The organism is Mycobacterium sp. B14F4 (genome assembly GCF_039871645.1).
Taxonomy (GTDB): Bacteria; Actinomycetota; Actinomycetes; order Mycobacteriales; family Mycobacteriaceae; genus Mycobacterium.
Map to the genome: position 1 here is coordinate 265910 of NZ_JBDPMF010000002.1, position 12178 is coordinate 278087.

The following is a 12178-nucleotide window of genomic DNA, read 5'->3' on the forward strand; positions in this document are numbered from 1 at the left end:
CACGGTTTTGCTCGCGGGCGCGGCTTTCACCGAAGCGCGTGACCTGGCGCGTCGCCTATGTCCAGGTGGCGCGGCCCTGACGCACCAGCGCCCCGGCCGCCGACCCGGCAAGCTCCTCGATCGTGACGGCCACCAGCAGGTGATCCCGCCAGGCGCCGTCGACCTCGAGATACCGCCGCAGCAGGCCTTCCTCGCGGAACCCCACCTTGGCCAGCACGGCACGGCTCGCGGCGTTCTCCGGGCGCACGGTCGCCTCGACGCGGTGCAGCGAGACGGGGCCGAAGCAGTGGTCGAGCCCCAGCGCCAGCGCGGCCGTCGCGATCCCGCCGCCGATGACCGAACTGGCCACCCAATAGCCGATCCACGCCGACCGCAACGCGCCGTGGGTGACGTTGCCGATGGTGAGCTGGCCGGCGAACTGCCCGTCCAACTCGATCACGTACGGCAGCATCCGCCCCTTGCGCGCCTCGGACCGCAGCCCCGAGCACACCGACGGCCACGAGGTAATGGCATGGCGCGCTTCCCAATCCATACCGGCGGCCGGCTCCCACTGCTCCAGGTGCGCCCGGTCGGCCAGCCGGATCCGGCTCCACTGCGCCCCGTCGCGCAATCGGATCGGCCGCAGCCGCACCAGTCCCGCGGACACCCGCAGCGGACCGGCGGGCAGCGGCCACCCCGGATGCAGTGAACTCGACCCCCACATGCTGTGCCTCGACCGGGTACAGGTCAGCCGCGCTGGGCCAGGAACGCGACGTCGACGATCTCGCCCGTGCGGATCTGCTCGGCCTCGCTGGGCACGACCACCAGGCAGTTCGCCTCGGCCAATGTGGCCAGCAGATGCGACGACGCACCCGGCCCCCCGCCGAGCGCCTGCACCAGATACTCGCCGGTGTCCTGGTCGCGCATCAACTGGCCACGCAGATAGCCCTTGCGCCCGGCGACCGAGCTGATCGGCGACAGCGTGCGGGCCTGCACGACGCGCCGGTGCGCCTGACGCTTGCCCAGCGACAGCCGGATCAGCGGACGCACCATCACCTCGAACACCACCAGCGCGCTCACCGGGTTGGCGGGCAGCAGGAAGACCGGCACGGCGTCGCGGCCGATCTGACCGAAGCCCTGCACCGAACCGGGATGCATCGCGATGCGGGTCACCTCCATCTCGCCCAGCTCGGCGAGCACGCTGCGCACGCTCTCGGCGGCGGCACCACCGACCGCGCCCGCGATCACGACCACCTCCGCGCGGTTGACCTGGCCCTCGACGACTTCGCGCAGCTTCTTGGGGTCGGTGTCGACGATGCCCACCCGGTTCACCTCGGCGCCGGCATCGCGGCCCGCGGCGGCCAGGGCGTAGGAGTTGACGTCGTAGACCTGTCCGTTGCCGGGTGTCCGCGAAATGTCGACGAGCTCGCCGCCGACGGACATCACCGACAGCCGCGGCCGGGGATGCACCAGCACGCGCTCGCGGCCGACGGCGGCCAACAGTCCCACCTGGGCCGGACCGATGATGGTGCCCGACCGCACCGCCACGTCGCCGGGCTGGACGTCGTCGCCGGTCCTGCGGACGTACGCGCCGGAGCGCACCCCGCGCAACACCGTCACCCGCGCATCGCCGCCGTCGGTCCACCGCAACGGCAGCACCGCGTCGGCGAGCGTCGGCATCGGCGCGCCGGTCTGCACCCGGGCTGCCTGACGTGGCTGCAACCTGCTCGGCGTGCGGGCGCCCGCCTCGATGACGCCCATCACCGGCAGGCTCACCTCACGCTCGGCCGGTTCTTCGCCGTCGCCGTCGTCGGCGTCGCCGACGCCGAGCACGTCCACACTGCGCACGGCGTACCCGTCGATGGCGGCCTGGTCGAATCCCGGCAGCGGACGTTCGGTGACGACCTCCTCGGCGCACATCAAGCCCTGCGCCTCCGCGATCGCCACCCGAACCGGGCGCGGCGCCACCGCCGCAGCCGCCACCCGGGCCTGCTGTTCCTCGACCGAACGCACCGCTCCCCTATCTAGGCGCGAGGCCGTCAGCAGTCGACGAGCCCCAATCGCTCCACCAACCACCGCCGCAGTTCCGGCCCGTAGTCGTCGCGCTTCAACGCAAAGTCAACCGCAGCCTTGAGGTAGCCGCCGGGATTTCCGAGGTCGTGTCGAGAGCCGCGGTGCACCACCACGTGCACCGGATGGCCCTCGTTGATCAGCAGCGCGACGGCGTCGGTCAACTGGATCTCACCGCCCGCTCCGCGCGGGACGCGCTTGAGCGCGTCGAAGATCGCCCGGTCGAGCACGTAGCGTCCGGCCGCGGCGAACAGCGAGGGCGCGTCCTCGGGTTTCGGCTTCTCGTACATGCCCTTGACCCGCATCACGTTCGGGTTGTTGGTGTCGGCGACGGGTTCGACGTCGAACACGCCGTAGGCGCTGATCTCGTCGCGCGGCACCTCGATCGCGCAGAGCACCGAACCACCGCGCTTGGCGCGGACCTTCGACATGGTTTCGAGGACGCCCGTGGGCAGCACCAGGTCGTCGGGCAACAGGACCGCGATGGCGTCCTCGTCGGGCGCCAGGCGGTCCTCCACGCAGCTGACCGCGTGGCCGAGACCCAGTGGTTCGGCCTGGACGACCGATTCCACCTTGATGAGTGCCGGTGCGCGCCGGACCTTCTCCAGCATCGACTTCTTGCCGCGGGCCTCCAGCGTTCCCTCGAGGACGAGATCCTCGACGAAGTGCGCGACGACGCTGTCCTTGCCCTCGGAGGTGACGATGATCAGGCGTTGAGCGCCGGCCTCGGCCGCCTCTGCGGCGACCAGCTCGATGCCGGGGGTGTCCACCACGGGCAGCAGTTCTTTGGGAACCGTCTTGGTGGCAGGAAGGAACCGCGTCCCCAACCCCGCCGCGGGGACCACCGCTGTGTACGGAATCGGTACCTCAGGACGTGTCATCGTTCACACATTAACCTCCTTACGTCGGTTAAACGTGCCGAAGGTTGGTGTTCAGGGACGATGCGGTGAGCGGGACGAAAACCGAACTGCGCGCCGCGATCCTGGCGGCTCGTCGCACCTTGCCCGCACACGAGCACGACGCCGAGGCCCACGCGCTGGCCACACACGCGTGCGCCCTCATCGCCGACGGTGAGACGGTGTGCGCGTACGTGCCCGTGGGATCCGAGCCCGGTTCACCGGAGCTGATCGATTCTCTGCACCGCCGCAATGTCCGGGTGCTGCTGCCGGTCGCCCACCGGGACGCCGCAGGCCTGCCCGGGCCGCTCTGGTGGGGCGACTACGTCCCGGGCACCCTGGTGCGGGCGCGCTTCGGCCTGCTCGAACCCGCCGAGCCATGGTTGCCGCCCGAAGCGGTTGCCGATGCATCCCAGCTGCTGGTGCCCGCGCTGGCCGTCGACCGGCTCGGCATGCGGCTCGGCCGCGGTGCGGGGTTTTACGACCGCACACTGCCGCTGGCATCGCCGTCGGCGCGCCTGGTCGCGGTGGTCCGCGACGACGAACTCGTCGAACGACTGCCTTCCGAGCCCCACGACGTCGCGATGACCCACGCGCTGACGCCCCTCCGCGGCCTGGTACCCCTCGGACGGGAATGACCAGCGCCACGTAGCGGTTCTAGCACTTGAGCCGGTAGAGTGCTAAGAAGTTTGTCACCTCGGAGGTTTTCGTGCCTACCTATTCCTATGCGTGCACTGAATGCGGCGATCGGTTCGACGCGGTTCAGGCGTTCAGCGACGCCGCGCTGACCACCTGCAACAAGTGCAGCGGTCGCCTGCGCAAGCTCTTCGGCAACGTGGGAGTGGTCTTCAAGGGCAGCGGCTTCTACCGCACCGACAGCCGTGAGGCGAGCAAGAGCTCGTCGAACGGGTCCAGCGGCGCCGAGTCGACCGGCTCCTCCTCATCGTCGGACAAGTCGTCGGACAAGTCGTCGGACAAGTCGAGTTCCCCGTCGACGAGCGACTCCGGTTCGAGTTCGTCGTCGTCGTCCAGTTCCACCGCGGCCGCGGCCGCCTCGAGCTGACCCCGAGGTTATCCACAGGCGGACGCGCGTCCGCCCCATCGGTCGCGCCCGCTGCCTAGGTTGGCGGCATGGGCGAGTCTCTCAACGCGTCGCCGCTGCGCCGGCTCGCCGAGATCCTGCGCCCGGATTGGTCGCGCACGCTGGCAGCACGTCGCATCGCCGCGGGCGGGCTCGTCGTGCTGGCCGCCGTTGCGGCACTGCGCCCGAACCCGGGCGACGACCGCGTCGACGTGGTGGTCGCAGCCCGCGATCTCGCGCCGGGCGTCGCGCTCGGCGGTGACGACGTCCGACTGGAAACCCGAACCGCGGCAACGATTCCCGACGGCGCGCAGGCCGACCTGGCGGCGGTCGTCGGTGCGACCCTGACCAGCCCCGCCCGCCGGGGCGAAACCCTCACCGACGTGCGACTGCTGAGCCCGCGGCTGGCCGAGGCCTCGGTGGGCGCAGAAGCGCGCATCGTCCCGCTGCACCTGGAGGAGACCGCGGTGCTCGACCTGATCCGCCCCGGCGATGTGGTCGATGTGCTCGCCGCCGGCGCCGAGACCGACGCCCGCCCCGCCGTCGTCGCGACCGATGCGATCGTCGTGCTGGTCTCGCAGAGGCCGACCGGCGCCGCCAACGGCACCGACCGCGTCGTGCTGGTCGCGCTACCCGCTCGCGCCGCCAACGAGGTGGCCGCCGCGACGCTGGTGCAGGCCGTCACGCTGACCATCCACTGAATCCGTCGGGACTGTGGCGCCTCGCGACATTCCGCCCCTGTCCCGTGGCCGGTCGAACTACCCTGCGTGTCTGTCGGTCACACCGCCTGCAGAGAGGATTCGAGTCAGCATGTTGAAGGGCTTCAAGGAGTTTCTCGCCCGGGGCAACATCGTCGACCTGGCGGTCGCGGTGGTCATCGGTACCGCGTTCACGGCTCTGGTCACCAAGTTCACCGAAAGCGTCATCCAGCCGCTGATCAACCGCATCGGCGCCGGAGGCGAGGCCGAATACGGCGTCCTGCGGATCGGCATCGGCGGCGGGCAGACCATCGACCTCAACGTCCTGCTGTCGGCGGCCATCAACTTCATCCTGGTCGCCGCCGTCGTCTACTTCCTCGTCATCCTGCCGTACAACCGGTTGCGCAAGAAGGGCGAGGTCGAGCAGGCGCAGGACACGGAGTTGACGCTGCTGACCGAGATCCGCAACATTCTCGCCGAAACCAACGGGTCCTCGGGCTCCCATGCCGCACCCGGCACCGGGCCCAGCCCGGACACCGCGAAGCACACCAGCGCCGATAAGGACTGACGGGACTGACCGCGAACACGAAACAGCCCCCGGAGGATTCCGGGGGCTGTTTGCGTCGGGAGAGGCGTCAGTTCATGTTCCAGGGCTCGCCGTAGGTGGTGACGGAGTCACCGGCCGACGAGATCAGCCGGGCGAACGGACGCAGCAGCACACCACCGGCAGCACCGGTCACCGTGCCATGCGCGTTCGACACCGCCACACCGCCGGCCGGACCCGCGACATCCACCGAGAACGTCGCGACTTCCTGGATACCGGGGCCATTACCGAGGTCGGCGCTGATCGACACCCCCGGGAACAAATTCGGCGTCGTGACGAAGTTGCCCGCGGGGTAATTCAAGGGATTGAACGGCGCCTGGTCGAACAGGATGTTGGGGGTGGTGTAGCTGAAGTTGATGCCCACACCCAGCGACCACGGGAAGCCGATCTGGTAACCCAGCTCCAGGGTGCCCTCGAAATCATCGGCACCTTCGCCGGCAACGATGTACTTGGCCCGCCCCGAATGGAACCACTCGCGCGTCAGCCGGTTGCGGTCCAACGGAAACACACCGTTGAGGAACGTGTCCCACTGCTGAATGGTCAGCGTCCGATCCTGGCCATCCACCAAGCTCAGCTCGTTGTCCAGCCCTGCGTGAGAGGTGCCAGTGCTCACGAACAACGACGCGATGGCTCCCGAGATGGTCAGGACCAGCGCCATCAGCACCCGACTGAATGCCTTCATGATCTCCCTAGCTATGTCGATTCAGGGCCCCCGGCGGACCCCGCATGTGTTGTCGGTGCGAGCCTCATGTGACGCAGATAAGAGGCTTCAAGTGCGGCTCTTACGTTTTGCTCATCGTCGACACGAGGAACATATCGGCCGCGTGGCGAAGCGGCAACGCGGGGGGAGTGTTTCAAATCACTCCCGGCGTGATTGGTCAGGTTTGCTGATCCACAAGGGTTTTCGATTGACGCCTCCGTTAACACCGTTGATCGGCCGGCACCCCGATGGCACAACGCGACCACGACCACACGCCGATTGTTGCCGTTCACCGATTGGCAAAGTGGGGTTGGGGGAAACGAAAACGGCCCCCGGAGATCCGGGGGCCGATTCGTTGCCTGGGAGTGGCGGTTAGTTCATGTTCCAGGGTTCGCCGTAGGTGGTGACGGAGTCACCGGCCGACGAGATCAGCCGGGCGAACGGACGCAGCAGCACACCACCGGCAGCACCGGTCACCGTGCCATGCGCGTTCGACACCGCCACACCGCCGGCCGGACCCGCGACATCCACCGAGAACGTCGCGACTTCCTGGATACCGGGGCCATTACCGAGGTCGGCGCTGATCGACACCCCCGGGAACAGGTTCGGCGTCGTGACGAAGTTGCCCGCGGGGTAATTCAAGGGATTGAACGGCGCCTGGTCGAACAGGATGTTGGGGGTGGTGTAGCTGAAGTTGATGCCCACACCCAGCGACCACGGGAAGCCGATCTGGTAACCCAGCTCCAGGGTGCCCTCGAAATCATCGGCACCTTCGCCGGCAACGATGTACTTGGCCCGCCCCGAATGGAACCACTCGCGCGTCAGCCGGTTGCGGTCCAACGGAAACACACCGTTGAGGAACGTGTCCCACTGCTGAATGGTCAGCGTCCGATCCTGGCCATCCACCAAGCTCAGCTCGTTGTCCAGCCCTGCGTGAGAGGTGCCAGTGCTCACGAACAACGACGCGATGGCTCCCGAGATGGTCAGGACCAGCGCCATCAGCACCCGACTGATTGCCTTCATGATCTCCCTAGCTATGTCGACGGCGAACCTCCGGCCCACCGTGTTTTGTTGTTCGTGCCTGGCCCCACCGCTACACCACACACGACGCAGGAGCCTCATGTGACGCAAATGAGAGACCTCACATGCAGCTCTTACGTTTTGCTCATTCTCGAACGAGAGGAACATAACGGTCGGACATTGGCCCGGCAACGTGAGATCGCCGCCGCGTACCAGGGCGTTACGCGACCTGCCCTTTTGCTCGTTCAGGCGCGAATGGCGGGGTAACAGGGCGGTAACACGACGGCGCCGTCGGATCAGGCCGCCCGCCGGGCACACCGGGTTCAGCCGAACGCCGGCGAAGCGATCCGCCCCCACCGGCGGCCGACACCGAAACCCATGATCAGACGTGGTGTGGGGGGCGATTGTCGCGTAACCATTGGTCGTGTTCGACGTCGTCGTCGGGCGATCGGGGATCGCGCTCGTCGGCCGACACGCGGGGCAGGGTCTCGCCGAAGACGTCGTTAACTGACTCCGGCCGGTCGTCGCGCCGCTCAGCCATGGCCGCCTCCACTGTGATTAAGATCACACCTCTGCCACGCGAGGCGTGCTCAGATCTCCAAGCTGGAGAGTTGCCCGATGATCTGGACCGCCAGCGGGTTCAGCGTGGCCATCCCGTCGCGCACCGCGGCGCGGGAACCCGCGAGATTGACCACCAGGGTGCTTCCGGAGATGCCGGCGAGGCCGCGCGACACCCCGGCGTCGCCGATGCCCGCCGACAGCCCGGACGCGCGCAGCGCCTCCGAGATGCCGAGCAGCTCGCGGTCGAGGATGTCGCGGGTGGCTTCCGGGGTGACGTCGCGGGGTGTGACACCGGTGCCGCCGACGGAGACCACCAGATCGACGCCGCCGATCACCGCGGTGTTGAGTGCGTTGCGGATCTCCACCTCGTCGGACGAGACGACGACGACGCCGTCGACCACGAAGCCCGCCTCACCGAGCAGCTCGGTGACCAACGGACCGCTGTGGTCTTCCTCATCGCCGTGTGCGGTGCGGTCATCGACGACCACGACTAGTGCCCGGCCCACCAACTCCCCTGGCTGTTCCATGAGTGCAACCGTATATCCGGGGCGTGACATCGGTGCGGCCACTCTCAACGTGATCGATCCGGTCGGCGTGCTCACTGCTGCGCCTTGCCGAGAGTCACCTGCACCGTCTGCGGCTTTCCCGCGGGGTCCAGGTACGTCAGGGTCACCTGGTCGCCGGGCGCTTTCGAGCGCACGGCCGCGACGAGGGCGTCGGCGCTGTTGATGATCCTTTCGTCGACCTTGGTCACCACGACACCGCTCGGCAGCCCGGCCGCGGCCGCAGCGCCGCCGGGGGTGACCTCGACGATGCGCGCACCGTCGATGGCCGCGTCGTTGCCCACCTGGACACCCAGCGAGGCGTGTGCGGCAGAGCCGTTCTTGATCAGCTCGTCCGCGATGCGCTTGGCCTGATCGACGGGGATGGCGAAGCCCAGGCCGATCGAACCGCTCTGCGCCTGCGGACCCGCATCGCCCCCGAGCGTGGCGATCGCGGAGTTGACGCCGACTAGTTCGCCGTTCATGTTGACCAACGCGCCGCCGGAGTTGCCCGGGTTGATCGCGGCGTCGGTCTGGATCGCGTCGAGCACGGTGTTCTGGTTCTGGGCGTCACCGCCCGCGGCGACCGGCCGGTTGAGCGCGCTGATGATGCCGGTGGTGACGGTGCCCTCCAGGCCCAGAGGGGAGCCGATGGCAACCACGTCCTGGCCGACGCGCAGGTTCGACGACGAGCCGATCGTGATCGGCGTCAGGTCGGACACATTCTCGGCGCGGACAACGGCGATGTCGCTGCTCGGGTCGGTCCCGACGACGGTGAACGAGGTGGTGCGACCGTTGGCGAAGGTGACCTTGGTCTGTGCGCCCGCGGGCCGCCCGGGGCCGTCCTGCGCGGCGGACACCACGTGGTTGTTGGTCAGGATCAGGCCGTCGGAGGACATGATCACGCCGGATCCCTCCTCGGACGCCCGGCCCATGTCGGTCTCGAGCTTGACGACGCTGGGCACCACCTTGGCCGCGACCTGCTCGACCGAGCCGGCGGGCAGGCTGGCGGCAGGCACGCTCGGCGCGGCACCGGGAACCGACGACGTCGCCGACGGCCGGTCCGTCTGCACGAGCATCGCGACACCGCCGCCGATACCGGCCGACACCATTGCGACGGCAAGGGCACCGGCCGTCAGAGCGCCTGCGCGAGAACGCTTTTGCGGTACGGGCGCAACCTGGGGCGCGGGAGCACCGCGGTACGGGTCGTAGGGCGCGCGGTACGGCTGCTGCGGTTGCTGCGTCGCGTAGCGCCAGTCGTAGGGCTGCTGTTGATACGGGCTTTGACGCTGCGCACCGGGGTAGCCGGGCGTCACCTGCTCGGGGCCGGCGGGCCGACGACCTGGCGGCGGGGGCGGCGGCGGCGTGTACCTCGGGTGGTTCGTCATGTCGCTGGGGGCTCTTTCTTCAAATTCGTCGACTCGGGTCCGTCATCAGTCACAACGTCGGGCACCCGTTCACAGTGCCCAGGGGGGCTGAGAATCCACTTAGAGAACATTCGGGACATACCCAGATTAGGTTGGCCGGCCACGTCCCTACCGATCATTGTCGACGGTGAGCCCTGGTTGGGTCACCTCGGTGAGGGCGCGTGTCGGCGCCGGTCGGCGGGCACCTCGAGCGTCGGGCGCCCGGGCAGCACCAAGTGCATCGCGGTGCCGGGGGGCGTTCCGCCCGGCAGGGCGTCTTCGACGCGCAGCGTGCCGCCGTGCTTGAGCACAACCTGTTTGACGATCGCCAGCCCCAGCCCGGACCCGGGCATCGCGCGGGCGGACGTCGAGCGGTAGAAGCGCTCGAACACCAGCCCGCGTTCCTGCGGTGGAATGCCCGGACCCTGGTCGCTCACCACCAACTCGGCGTACAGGGGGTCGATCTGGGCCAGGCGCACGCCGACCCGGCCGCCGGGCGGACTCCACTTCGCCGCATTGTCGAGCAGGTTGAGCACGGCGCGGCCCAACCCGGCGCCGTCGCCGTAGACCAGCCAGGGCGTGCAGGACACGTCGAATTCGATGTCATTGCGGCGACGGCGAATTCGTTCCAGGGAGCGGTCGACGATCTCGGCTATGTCGACCGATTCGTGGATGACGATTCCCGCGTCGTCGCGGGTGAGGTCGACGAGATCACCCACCAGCGTCGACAATTCCTCGATCTGGGCGATGACGTCGGAGCGCAGTTCGGCCATCTCGTTCTCCGGCAGCCGCGGCGCGCCGGGGGCCATCGAGGCCATCAGCAGCTCGACGTTGGTGCGCAACGACGTCAACGGCGTGCGCAGCTCGTGACCGGCGTCGGTGACCAGCCGCGCCTGGCGTTCCCGGGACTCGGCGAGCGCACGCAGCATCATGTTGAACGCCTCGGTGAGCCGGGCGAGTTCGTCGCTGCCGAACACCGGGATGGGACGCAGGTCATCGGTGCGCGCCACCCGTTCGGCGGCCTGCGTCAGCCGGGCGACCGGCCGCAGTCCCGCCCGGGCGACCGCGCCGCCGGCCATGGCGGCGACCGCGACGCCAACGCCGCCGACGATGAACAACACCGTGCTGAGGCGTTTGAGCAATTGGCTGGTCGGCGCCATGCTCTTGGAGATCAGCAGGGAGCTGTCGTTGGGCAGGTGCATGGCCAGCACCCGCTGGTGGTTCACGGTGCGCAGCGACATGATCAACTCGCCGCGCAGCACCGCCTTCTCGGGTTCGCCGAGCGGCAGGGTCTGCCCCTCCTGATTGGTGGTGAAGATCGCCCGGCCGGGGATCACCAGCATCGCGTTGACGTCGGAGTACGCGGTGCCCTCGATCGCCTTGCTGGGGTCCGCCTCCAGAGATCCGCTCTCGATCAGCAACCTGGCCCTGGTGCGCAGTTGGGTGTCGACGTCGTCGTACAGCGCGCGGGAGACCACGGCCCACACCGCGACGGCCATCAGCACCACGACCATCGCCACCATCGACATGGCCAGCAGCATCACGCGCCAGCGCAGCGACACCGAACTGGTTTGCGACTGGGTTGGAAATGAATGGGGTTGTGGCACAAACCCGTAACTCATCGCCGGCATCACGGAGGTGTCTCGCGCAACACGTAACCCACCCCGCGCACGGTGTGGATCAGTCGCGGCTCTCCTTCGGCCTCGGTCTTGCGGCGCAGGTAGCCGACATAGACCTCCAGGGCATTGCCGGAGGTGGGGAAGTCGAAACCCCACACCTCCTCGAGGATGCGGCTGCGCGTCAGCACCCGTCGCGGGTTGGCGATGAGCATCTCCAGCAGCGCGAATTCGGTTCGGGTGAGGCTGATCTGGCGCTCGCCGCGCGTGACCTCGCGGGTGACGGGGTCGAGGGACAGGTCCGAGAACGTCATCGCGGGCGTGTCGGCGCCGTCGTCGGGGGTGGTGCGGCGCAGCAGCGCGCGCATCCGCGCCAGCAGTTCCTCCAGCGCGAACGGCTTCGGCAGGTAGTCGTCGGCGCCCGCGTCGAGGCCGGCCACCCGCTCGGAGACCGAATCGCGGGCGGTCAGCACGAGGATGGGCAGGTCGTCGCCGGTGCTGCGCAGCTGACGGCACACCTCGAGGCCGTCCAGTCGCGGCATCATCACGTCGAGCACCAGGGCGTCGGGCCGGTCGCTGGCGATCAGGTCGAGGGCCTCGAGGCCGTCCTGGGCGAGATCGACGGAGTACCCGTTGAATGACAGCGAGCGACGCAGTGATTCGCGCACCGCACGATCGTCGTCAACGACAAGAATGCGCACAGCCACAGTGTCGACCCCCTATCTGAGAGTGACCTGAGAGGCGCCCGGGAAGTTAGCGGCGGTCGAGGTCGATCAGGCCGAGGCGGGCGGCCTTGAGCAGCCGGCGCGGCACCTTGTGCTGCTGACCGGCGACGGTCACGCCGACGAGGTTGGGGCGCTCGGCCTTCCACTGCGCGCGGCGGCTACGGGTGTTCGCGCGCGACATCCGGCGCTTGGGCACAGCCATGGTCGAGATCTCCTCTTGAGGGGTGAGTACGTGCGCCGCGCGATCTCCGACATCGCGTGCGCGGTGCCCTTCAGGATA

Annotated in this window: 15 protein-coding genes; 4 read left to right on the plus strand and 11 right to left on the minus strand. The window is 68.6% G+C overall.

Going from position 1 to position 12178, the window contains the following annotated elements; translation table 11 throughout:
- Positions 1-55: 55 nt before the first annotated feature.
- From ABGB19_RS06425 to ABGB19_RS06435, 3 genes are read right to left on the minus strand one after another with little or no spacing between them, the layout of a single operon-like run.
- Entirely contained in the window at positions 56-703 is a 648-nt protein-coding gene (locus ABGB19_RS06425; protein ID WP_347685050.1) for a GNAT family protein, read from the minus strand.
- Positions 704-726: 23 nt separating this feature from the next.
- Complete coding sequence (glp, locus tag ABGB19_RS06430; protein ID WP_347685051.1) at positions 727-1992, minus strand: gephyrin-like molybdotransferase Glp; 1266 nt, start codon at positions 1990-1992, stop codon at positions 727-729.
- A gap of 26 nt (positions 1993-2018) precedes the next feature.
- Entirely contained in the window at positions 2019-2930 is a 912-nt protein-coding gene (locus ABGB19_RS06435; RefSeq protein ID WP_347685052.1) for a UTP--glucose-1-phosphate uridylyltransferase, read from the minus strand.
- A gap of 65 nt (positions 2931-2995) precedes the next feature.
- Here ABGB19_RS06435 and ABGB19_RS06440 point away from each other — a divergent pair, with 65 nt between their 5' ends.
- The 4 genes from ABGB19_RS06440 (at position 2996) to mscL (ending at position 5292) form a co-directional block, all read left to right on the plus strand.
- Positions 2996-3583, plus strand: a complete 588-nt coding sequence (locus ABGB19_RS06440) for a 5-formyltetrahydrofolate cyclo-ligase (RefSeq protein ID WP_347685053.1) — start codon at positions 2996-2998, stop codon at positions 3581-3583.
- A 71-nt stretch (positions 3584-3654) separates the two neighbouring features.
- Positions 3655-4008, plus strand: a complete 354-nt coding sequence (locus ABGB19_RS06445) for an FmdB family zinc ribbon protein (protein WP_347685054.1) — start codon at positions 3655-3657, stop codon at positions 4006-4008.
- Between the two features lie 68 nt (positions 4009-4076).
- Positions 4077-4727 carry an SAF domain-containing protein gene (locus ABGB19_RS06450; RefSeq protein ID WP_347685055.1) on the plus strand — a complete coding sequence of 217 codons (651 nt, stop codon included), beginning with the start codon at positions 4077-4079 and terminating at the stop codon, positions 4725-4727.
- A gap of 109 nt (positions 4728-4836) precedes the next feature.
- Positions 4837-5292, plus strand: coding sequence for a large-conductance mechanosensitive channel protein MscL (gene mscL / locus ABGB19_RS06455; protein ID WP_347685056.1), 456 nt, complete (start codon positions 4837-4839; stop codon positions 5290-5292).
- Between the two features lie 67 nt (positions 5293-5359).
- Here mscL and ABGB19_RS06460 read toward each other — a convergent pair whose 3' ends face one another.
- The 8 genes from ABGB19_RS06460 to rpmF form a co-directional block, all read right to left on the minus strand.
- Positions 5360-6010: an MspA family porin gene (locus ABGB19_RS06460; RefSeq protein ID WP_347685057.1), complete on the minus strand. Its 651-nt coding sequence runs from the start codon at positions 6008-6010 to the stop codon at positions 5360-5362.
- A gap of 390 nt (positions 6011-6400) precedes the next feature.
- A complete protein-coding gene (locus ABGB19_RS06465; protein WP_347685058.1) occupies positions 6401-7051 on the minus strand; it encodes an MspA family porin in 651 nt (216 codons plus the stop codon).
- A gap of 379 nt (positions 7052-7430) precedes the next feature.
- Entirely contained in the window at positions 7431-7589 is a 159-nt protein-coding gene (locus tag ABGB19_RS06470) for a hypothetical protein (protein WP_347685059.1), read from the minus strand.
- A gap of 49 nt (positions 7590-7638) precedes the next feature.
- Positions 7639-8184, minus strand: coding sequence for a MogA/MoaB family molybdenum cofactor biosynthesis protein (locus ABGB19_RS06475; protein ID WP_347685643.1), 546 nt, complete (start codon positions 8182-8184; stop codon positions 7639-7641).
- Between the two features lie 23 nt (positions 8185-8207).
- A complete protein-coding gene (locus tag ABGB19_RS06480) occupies positions 8208-9539 on the minus strand; it encodes a trypsin-like peptidase domain-containing protein (protein WP_347685060.1) in 1332 nt (443 codons plus the stop codon).
- 182 nt (positions 9540-9721) lie between these two features.
- Positions 9722-11179, minus strand: coding sequence for a HAMP domain-containing sensor histidine kinase (locus ABGB19_RS06485; RefSeq protein WP_347685061.1), 1458 nt, complete (start codon positions 11177-11179; stop codon positions 9722-9724).
- An 8-nt stretch (positions 11180-11187) separates the two neighbouring features.
- Positions 11188-11874, minus strand: a complete 687-nt coding sequence (locus ABGB19_RS06490) for a response regulator transcription factor (protein WP_347685062.1) — start codon at positions 11872-11874, stop codon at positions 11188-11190.
- 52 nt (positions 11875-11926) lie between these two features.
- On the minus strand, positions 11927-12100 hold the full coding sequence (gene rpmF / locus ABGB19_RS06495; protein WP_238884989.1) for a 50S ribosomal protein L32: 174 nt from the start codon (positions 12098-12100) through the stop codon (positions 11927-11929).
- Positions 12101-12178: the final 78 nt, after the last annotated feature.

Coding starts and splice junctions, on each gene's coding strand:
- ABGB19_RS06450 (WP_347685055.1), top strand. CDS start 4,077: ATGGGCGAGTCTCTCAACGCGTCGCCGCTGCGCCGGCTCGCCGAGATC.
- ABGB19_RS06425 (WP_347685050.1), bottom strand. CDS start 703: ATGTGGGGGTCGAGTTCACTGCATCCGGGGTGGCCGCTGCCCGCCGGT.
- ABGB19_RS06460 (WP_347685057.1), bottom strand. CDS start 6,010: ATGAAGGCATTCAGTCGGGTGCTGATGGCGCTGGTCCTGACCATCTCG.
- ABGB19_RS06480 (WP_347685060.1), bottom strand. CDS start 9,539: ATGACGAACCACCCGAGGTACACGCCGCCGCCGCCCCCGCCGCCAGGT.
- ABGB19_RS06485 (WP_347685061.1), bottom strand. CDS start 11,179: ATGAGTTACGGGTTTGTGCCACAACCCCATTCATTTCCAACCCAGTCG.
- ABGB19_RS06465 (WP_347685058.1), bottom strand. CDS start 7,051: ATGAAGGCAATCAGTCGGGTGCTGATGGCGCTGGTCCTGACCATCTCG.
- ABGB19_RS06470 (WP_347685059.1), bottom strand. CDS start 7,589: ATGGCTGAGCGGCGCGACGACCGGCCGGAGTCAGTTAACGACGTCTTC.
- ABGB19_RS06435 (WP_347685052.1), bottom strand. CDS start 2,930: ATGACACGTCCTGAGGTACCGATTCCGTACACAGCGGTGGTCCCCGCG.
- mscL (WP_347685056.1), top strand. CDS start 4,837: ATGTTGAAGGGCTTCAAGGAGTTTCTCGCCCGGGGCAACATCGTCGAC.
- rpmF (WP_238884989.1), bottom strand. CDS start 12,100: ATGGCTGTGCCCAAGCGCCGGATGTCGCGCGCGAACACCCGTAGCCGC.